Source organism: Pseudomonas proteolytica, from assembly GCF_007858275.1.
GTDB classification, from domain to species: domain Bacteria; phylum Pseudomonadota; class Gammaproteobacteria; order Pseudomonadales; family Pseudomonadaceae; genus Aquipseudomonas; species Aquipseudomonas proteolytica.
This window is the reverse complement of record NZ_VFEV01000058.1, coordinates 21,936-29,720: the sequence shown is the minus strand read 5'-3', so window position 1 is coordinate 29,720 and position 7,785 is coordinate 21,936. Positions and strand designations below refer to the sequence as shown.

Annotated in this window: 9 protein-coding genes, 1 tRNA gene and 1 pseudogene; 1 reads left to right on the top strand and 10 read right to left on the bottom strand. The window is 55.4% G+C overall.

Annotation, left to right across the window (positions count from 1 at the left end):
* Positions 1-34: 34 nt before the first annotated feature.
* From FIV38_RS30620 to FIV38_RS30610, 4 genes and pseudogenes are all read right to left on the bottom strand, one after another.
* Entirely contained in the window at positions 35-322 is a 288-nt protein-coding gene (locus FIV38_RS30620; protein ID WP_226926060.1) for a transporter, read from the bottom strand.
* Positions 323-347: 25 nt separating this feature from the next.
* Positions 348-671: a hypothetical protein gene (locus FIV38_RS30615; RefSeq protein ID WP_226926062.1), complete on the bottom strand. Its 324-nt coding sequence runs from the start codon at positions 669-671 to the stop codon at positions 348-350.
* Between the two features lie 484 nt (positions 672-1,155).
* Entirely contained in the window at positions 1,156-1,365 is a 210-nt protein-coding gene (locus FIV38_RS28105) for a hypothetical protein (RefSeq protein WP_069553013.1), read from the bottom strand.
* Positions 1,366-1,829: 464 nt separating this feature from the next.
* A pseudogene (locus FIV38_RS30610) lies at positions 1,830-1,922 on the bottom strand (peptidase S24); the annotation flags it as partial.
* Between the two features lie 99 nt (positions 1,923-2,021).
* Between FIV38_RS30610 and FIV38_RS28095 the strand changes: the two are divergent.
* Complete coding sequence (locus FIV38_RS28095; protein WP_092239324.1) at positions 2,022-2,723, top strand: SOS response-associated peptidase family protein; 702 nt, start codon at positions 2,022-2,024, stop codon at positions 2,721-2,723.
* A gap of 27 nt (positions 2,724-2,750) precedes the next feature.
* Here FIV38_RS28095 and FIV38_RS28090 read toward each other — a convergent pair whose 3' ends face one another.
* From FIV38_RS28090 to pgsA, 6 genes are all read right to left on the bottom strand, one after another.
* Positions 2,751-3,353, bottom strand: coding sequence for a hypothetical protein (locus FIV38_RS28090; protein WP_139273610.1), 603 nt, complete (start codon positions 3,351-3,353; stop codon positions 2,751-2,753).
* Positions 3,354-3,432: 79 nt separating this feature from the next.
* Positions 3,433-4,227: a DNA adenine methylase gene (locus tag FIV38_RS28085; RefSeq protein ID WP_092239320.1), complete on the bottom strand. Its 795-nt coding sequence runs from the start codon at positions 4,225-4,227 to the stop codon at positions 3,433-3,435.
* Positions 4,228-4,375: 148 nt separating this feature from the next.
* On the bottom strand, positions 4,376-4,918 hold the full coding sequence (locus FIV38_RS28080; protein ID WP_092239318.1) for a lysis system i-spanin subunit Rz: 543 nt from the start codon (positions 4,916-4,918) through the stop codon (positions 4,376-4,378).
* Positions 4,919-5,008: 90 nt separating this feature from the next.
* Positions 5,009-6,850 (bottom strand): tyrosine-type recombinase/integrase, encoded by a 1,842-nt coding sequence (locus tag FIV38_RS28075; RefSeq protein ID WP_092239316.1) that lies wholly within the window; start codon positions 6,848-6,850, stop codon positions 5,009-5,011.
* A gap of 235 nt (positions 6,851-7,085) precedes the next feature.
* Positions 7,086-7,161, bottom strand: a tRNA-Gly gene (locus tag FIV38_RS28070).
* A 63-nt stretch (positions 7,162-7,224) separates the two neighbouring features.
* Positions 7,225-7,785: a CDP-diacylglycerol--glycerol-3-phosphate 3-phosphatidyltransferase gene (gene pgsA, locus FIV38_RS28065; protein ID WP_029293776.1), complete on the bottom strand. Its 561-nt coding sequence runs from the start codon at positions 7,783-7,785 to the stop codon at positions 7,225-7,227.

The window sequence follows — 7,785 nt, the reverse complement described above, 5'->3', positions numbered from 1 at the left end:
CCACGCGCCGACTAAAGACTGACCCAAGTCCAATCTAACGAAATGCAGCACTGGCATTGGTTCGCAAGAATTCAGAGGGGCTCAGTAAAATCTCGGCACGTGGGTCAATTCGGCATCGGCGCAAACACCCAAGTTCAGGCTTGAATGACCAGCGATTGTTGCCGAGATTTACCAGCCTGCTAGCGTCGTATTGGCCGAGCGGCGCCGTGATCGCCAGGCTGGCGCCGATTATCACATCCTGTTGATAGCTGGGGAACTCCGTCAGGGACATCGCCGGGGCGCCATATAAGTTGACCGAGAAGCGGAATCTTGGATCGATCAACCCTGTAACATTACGATCCTTGGGTTCACCGGCGAGCAGAGCCCGTCAATCTTGCCTCAGGCACCACGATATCGAACTTCCCGGAGCGGCCCCAGACGTCCAGAGATTTGGCAAAAGCAAGCACGACAGTCTTTATATTGAGCTTGGCATCTTGGAGCGGGATTGAGGGGTGGGCCGTCACGCTGCCGTTGAGATCGCTGTAGCCCATGAGCAGGAAATTGATACCGACCGGCGTATTGGCGTAGGACCTGGGTTCGAGATCCTCTGCGACTGCACCGGGGCTACTATGATGAGCGAAGCGGATGCGAACCGAACCAACCTGACGACGCAGAGTTTGTATTTCATTCACATTCGCTCGCTTCCTGTGAGGACCCCAGAGTTCTATGTATTGTTGTAGCGCATCAGCATTCGTTTGGCACTGACAGCTGCCACCAGCACTGTGTGGCCGCACTTCGATCGGATACTCTTGGCCGATCCTCGATTGACCAAAGCATCACGCACTTCCTTGAACCGCTTCCGGATGATGCCGGCGGCCTGGCATTGCAGTTTCCAGTCCTCATACAGGACTAGCACCTCATGATCTGCACGCCCCTATCGCGCCAGCACCAATAGCGCCTGCCCCCCATCACCAAGGTGACAGTCAGCCAAGCGGCAGGCACTATCAGCATCAACAAGGCTGCATTCGACTTGAGCACTTGAAGTGCTGGACGACGGAAACGTCTGAGCAGATACCGGTGCAGTGGGGGGTGTAGTGGTCAACTGCCGTGCAAATAATTTTTTTAAACGATAAATCGAGAGATTAATGCCGCAGATAGCAACGACGCTCCGTGAGTTTAAAACGGGTCTGGCCCCGGCTCTACACCAGTGAAGGTGATCTCAACGGGGTCACTTTCGCGCTGCCACGCTAGCTGATAGACCAGCCACTGGTGCTTTCCTTCTTTACGATCAGCCACCAACAACAGCGTCCATCCTGCCCTCAGCAACTGGTTGGCGTTTTCCTCGCTGCGAGTGCTGATCAACCTCTTCGTTTGGTCTATCGCCATTGCCAATTTCCGTAATGTGCCATCGTTATAGAGGCGTAAAGGCTAGCAGGCCATTTGATGATGAGCCCCTATGCGCAATCCCTTCAATGCGTATGTATTGGTAGCAGAGCTTAGGCGACAACTGGGCGGATTGTGTTGCCATGACGTTTTCTTATAGATCAAAACTAATCAGCTGAAGGTGGTCAAATCGAATGCAAATGTGGTGGTCAATTAGCATGCAATTTCCAATCTCTAGTTTTGTACCAAGCTCAACCGTTAGAAAATCATCAGCCAAGTCGCGTCCTGCAAGCCGGTTTTAGGTTTGAACAATAGACAAGTTTCTGATCAGAGCAAACCTACCGAAATATGTTGACTAGACATTTATTGACTTAAATTTACACATCTAAACATATGAGCGCTGCATACAACCACCACTCAAGCCTTGAGCTTTCATAGTCGACATATGTTCCCCATTATAAAACGGTCGCCGGGGACGGAAACCCGGCAGGCACTCGAAACGAACACAGGGGCAGCTTCAAGCCACCCTCAGCAATAGGGCCTAGAATTGAAAAGCTCATGACGCACCGATCCAAAAATACTGTACGAACATACAGTTAACTTTGTACAAGGTTCGCGGTCAATTCTGTATAGGAAAAATCTGACAGGCGGGACAGCTCATGTGCGGGAGATTCGTGCAGTACGAGGGGATGGCGGTGTTTATGGAGGAGCTAGGCCTCCAGCTGCCATTGTTCGGCGGGTACGACGCGGAGCCGATCAGCCGGTACAACGTGGCTCCGACGACCCGCGTGCAGATCCTGCACAGCACAGAGGCAGGCGTTCATGTCACGCCAGTGAGGTGGGGATGGGCGCCCTTCTGGGCGAAGGGGAAGCGTCCGGACCCTATCAATGCCAGGATCGAGACCGTTACGACGGGAAAGTTTTTCAAACAGCTTTGGCCGGCCGGGCGCGCACTGGTGCCCAGCGAGGGCTGGTATGAGTGGGTTAAAGACCCAAATGATCCAAAGAAAAAGCAGCCGTATTTCATTCGCCTGAAAAGTCAGAAGCCGATGTTCTACGGGGCGCTCGCACAGGCCAGTCCAGGTCTCGACGAGCGCGACGGCGACGGCTTCGTGATCATTACCTCGTCTTGCGAACAGGGCATGGTGGATATCCATGATCGCAGACCTCTGGTGTTATCACCTGAACAAGCGCGGGATTGGCTTGATCCAGATCTCAGCGCAAGGCAAGCAGAGGAAATTGCAAGAGACCGTTCCCGGTCGGAAGCCCACTTCGAATGGTATACCGTAGGCAAAGAGGTGGGGAACGTGAAAAACCAGGGAGCACAATTGCTGCTTCCCTGGCGCTCAGAAGAAAACTAAGCTTCGATAGAACGGCTCTAGCCCAAATTACAGTACGCTTTTGATATACGCCGCTATTTGTGAAAATAATGCCTTAATAGCTTCGAACGCGTTATTAATCCAACTTTGTAACGTCTCGATTGCGTTTAATATGAAACTATTGATTTTCGAATAGATATTCGAAAGGACTCCTCCAATGTTATCCATAAGATTAACGACAGCATTTTGGTCTGAAGGACTCATGTTAGAGACAAGCTCTATAGCTGTATCGTAGGCTTTATCGATTGCCTGATTCGCGTTAACTTTGGCAGTTTGTCCGCTTCTCCTCATGCTTTCCCTAAATTTCTCAACAGCACTACCATCTTTCGCACTCTGCATAAAATTAGAGACGCTGGTGCTAATCTCATTCTGAGCTTGGTTAGCGGTGTGGGTGGCGCCAGCATTGGCTACCGCCTTGATTTGCTGCAAAGCATCACCGAGCGCATCGCTGTTCGCTACCGGAAGCGATCCCGACTCTTCACGTACAGCGAGAGACTCCACTAACGGAGCGGAGGGATTCTGGGACGCGTTCTCGATGTAACTTTTTGCCCGTGTGCACCGCTCTTGCATGACAACTAGGAAATCGTTTGAGGTAACAACTGCAGAAGTCATATCCATTTATCCTTGTGAGAGTTAAAGGTCCCATTTTTTCCTTACAGCGTCGTCACTGTAGCAGAGCCAAAACGAATGGCTAGAACAGGCCTCCTAACGCTTCCGGCTCCCAGTTCATGATCACCAGTTCGCCGCTGACCTCGGCCGTGCCCTTTCGCTGGTTCGTGTTGCTGTACCGAATGTCCAACGTCTCGAAGTGAAAGCCTTCAAACACGCGACGGATGTCCGGGTGGTCGTTGATGCTGACCATGACCTTGCCCTTGCAGCGACGCATAAAGTCAGCCATCCGCTCGTAATTCTCGAACGGGAAGTCCACGCCATATCCAGCGGTCTGCCAGTACGGTGGGTCCATGTAGTGGAACGTATGAGCGCGGTCGTAGCGCTCAGCACAATCAAGCCAGGGGGGATTTTCGACGTAGGTGCCGGACAGTCGCTGCCATGCGGCCGAGAGGTTCTCCTCGATCCGCAGCAGGTTGATGGCCGGGCCAGTGGTCGCGGTGCCAAACGTCTGTCCGCTGACCTTGCCGGCGAAGGCATGGTGCTGCAGGTAGAAGAATCGGGCGGCGCGCTGGATGTCGGTGAGGGTTTCGGGACGGGTCATTTTCTGCCATTCAAACACCTGGCGGGAGCTGAGCGCCCATTTGAACTGGCGCACGAATTCTTCCAGGTGGTTCTGCACGACACGATAGAGCGTTACCAAGTCGCCGTTGATGTCGTTCAGGACTTCAACCGGAGCGGCCTGGGGTCGCATGAAGTAAAGCGCGGCACCGCTGGCGAAGACTTCGACATAGCATTCGTGAGGCGGAAAAAGCGGAATGAGGCGGTCGGCTAGGCGGCGTTTGCCGCCCATCCAAGGGATGATGGGTGAACTCATTGAAAGCAAGACATTACTGTATGGATAAACAGGTGCTAGACTCGCCGCGCTTTGTGCACGGAGCAGGAGCCTTGGCTGGACTTGCAGGGACATCTGCAGGGACGGCGACCGGACCGGATGTTGGCGCATCCGGCCCGGTCGCTCCTTTTCACTTCGGTGTTGAAACTTCTTTGGCGTAGGCCTGGCAGGCCGCCAGGGCTATCAGCCCCCGGTCGCCGACATCGGTGATGCCGATAATTCGTTGAGCATGCGCCGGGTCAAGTCGGGCGCGTGTGGCTCCATGAACCACGCCGCCGGCGCTGGTGGTGGCTGGCACTGCACAGCCGTTGGTGGAATCGGTGGCGTCGAGTAGGACTGACAGCCGGACATCAGCAGTAGCGAGGCGATCACGCAGGCGATCCTGATCACGTTGGGCATCGGTTAGGGCTCGATAGTGGGTTTGGTCTTTGGCGGCCAGCTGCTGTTCCAGGGTCAGGCGCTTGTCCTGCTCGGCGCGCTGCAGCGCGGCCGAGGCCAGGGTGATCTGGTTGAGGGTTTCGGTGTGGAGCCGGGCTTGTTTTTCCAGCTGCTGACCGTATCGCCAGCCTTGGACCGTCCAGGCGATGGCCGCCGAAGTAGCGACCAAAGCGAGCAGTAAAAGGCCGGCGACCAGCACGCGGTATTGCAAGGGGATCAGGTCGACGAGACGCATAACACCGCCGGCAGGCCTCGACTACAGTTCCTTGCCAAGCAGTACTCAAGCAAGCGGTGACACCCATTGTCACCGCGCTAGGACAGCAACTCAGCTTGGGCTCAGGGCGCTGCAAACGATCCGCGCAGTCATGTCGAAGTTCTCCGGAGTGAGCACATCGATTGGCGAACGCCCCTTCAGTCGCTCGTGGGGCTCACAGACCGCCCGACAAAGCCTCCAGGCATCGACATCCGGAAACCGCGCTAACGCAGCAAGTACCAACTTGTGCCGCAGTGGATCAAGCTGCCAATCGGGAATGCGCTGACCGCGATTCCCCAGGCTCAGCGACAGCAGGCGCCGAGCCTTGATATCGCGATTGATCTGATCTCTAGATTTGCCTGCCAATTTGGCGAAGACAAGCAGCGGTAAATTATTCGGAGCTTCAAAAATGGCTAGCATCTCGGCGCGTACGCGCTGGATGTCAGACACGCGAGATTGATGCGGCTTTTCAGTCGGGACCGAATGAGGTACGACAGGCGACTGGTGCGACACGATAAGAGCTGGTTCGTTGCTAACCGAAGCCTTGGGCACCGAGACGGTTGTCGCTGGAAAGGTGCCGTTGAACTGAATGGAATCTGCGCTCGCGTTTTCAAGCGATGGCAGCGAAGCGGCCCCTTCCAAACGGATGGTAAGCGGAGAGCTTGCCGCTTTCAGCTGGCCCTGCCCCCACAGATCCAGGCGGTTCGCCCAATCCTGCATCATCGTCCGGCGCTGCTCCACGTATTCCGCGTGATTGTAGGCCGCACTCACCTTATCTGGATCAGCATGAGAAAGCTGAGCATCCACCCAAACCTTCGGGTATCCGATCTCGTTCAGCGCCGTCGAGATCGTCGCCCTCATCCCATGACCAGTGAGTTGATCTGCGTACCCCATCCGACGTAACGCGCCATTCAGCGTGTTCTCACTGATACGCTTGCTCAGGTCGCTTCGATGCGCAAACAAGTAGCGCTGTGCCGGAACAACCTGGTCCAGCAAGTGACGCACGATCTCGAGCGCCTGCACCGACAGCGGCACGATGTAGGGCGGTACGTTTTGGATCTGCTTACTCGGCTTTCGCATCGCTAACTGGAGCTGCTTCACCACCTCCGCCGGTATGACCCACAAACGCTTCTCCAGATCGAACTGGTCGGGCGTCGCCAACCGCAATTCGCCCGTGCGGACACCGGTCAGCAGCAACAACCGAAGGCCAAGCCGAGTTTGGTTGGCGCCACCGTAATTTCGAAGAGCAGCCATCAATCCCGGAAGCTCGTCCATACGAAGAAATGGGTTGTGCGTAACAGGCGGTTTGGGGAGTGCGACAACGTCGAGGTCTGAAGCTGGGTTGTGTTCCAGCCCCTCGATTTTCACCAACGCATAGCGGAACAACTGGTTGAACCAGGTCCGACATTTCTCGGCTGTCGTTAAGGCCTTGCGCTGTTCGATCCTGCCCAACAAATCCAGCAGATCGTGACGATTGATATCGTAGATAGACCGCCCGCCAAGGCTGGGCAGGACGTCTTTATTGAAAATTCTCAAGATCTGCGAGAGCGTGCTCTGGCGTCCTTCCTTCAGGCTCAGCCTGCGGAACTCCACCCACTGATTGAACACGGCCTCGAAGGTATGCTCCGCCGCAAAACGAACAGCACGACGCTGCTGCTTACGGTGCTCATAGGGATTGATGCCTTGGGCGACCAAGGCACGCGCTTCGTCACGTCGGGCACGGGCTTCTTTAAGGCTGATTTGCGGATAACTACCGAGGGACATGCGCTTCTGCACGCCCGCCCAGTAATATCTGAAACGCCAGATTTTCCCGCCGCGTGCGGTCACGTTGAGCGCGAGCCCATCCGTGTCGCCTATCGTGTAGTCATTGCCGGTGATTCGGGCTTGCCGAACGGTGGTATCTGAGAGTGCCATAGCGAGCTCCTGAACAGAGTCAGGGCCAGATGCTCGTTTCGCTATCCAAGCTGCTCCAGCAAAAAACCGATTCAGTGCACATCCAAATCCAAGATCCTCATTCGGGACTTAAATCGGGACTTAAAAGCACTGGATGGAGCTGGATTTCAGTGGTTCCCGCTGGAACGAAAAAAGGGCCTAAAGGCCCTGATTTAAATCACTTACAGAATTCAGTGGAACTCTGTAGCGCAATATTTGGAGCGGGAAACGAGACTCGAACTCGCGACCCCGACCTTGGCAAGGTCGTGCTCTACCAACTGAGCTATTCCCGCGTCTTGGTGGTGTGCATTCTATAGATTCCAGAACACACGTCAAGCCCTTGATTCAAAAAAGTTTTATTTCTTTTCCACGGTCGTGCGCAAGTGGGGCCACGCGGCGCGCAGGTATTGCAGCATGGACCACAGGGTCAGGCCGGCGGCGATCAGCAGCAAGGCGTAGCCCAACAGCACCCAGAAGGTGAAGTTCGACGGGTTGGCCAGCAGGATGACCAGCGCCAGCATTTGCGCGGCGGTTTTCCATTTGCCCATGTTGGACACGGCGACGTGGGCGCGTGCGCCGATTTCGGCCATCCACTCGCGCAAGGCCGATACGACGATCTCGCGACCGATGATCACGGCAGCAGGCAGGGTCAGCCACAGGTTGCCGTGCTCCTGGACGAGCAGCACCAATGCCACGGCGACCATCAGCTTGTCGGCCACAGGGTCAAGGAACGCGCCAAACGGCGTGCTCTGCTCCAGGCGTCGTGCCAGGTAGCCATCCAGCCAGTCGGTCGCGGCCGCGAAGGCAAAGACCGAACTGGAGGCCATGTAGCTCCATTCATAGGGCAGGTAAAACAGCAAAATGAAGATCGGAATGAGCAGGACGCGTAGAACGGTGATCAGATTAGGGATATTCAT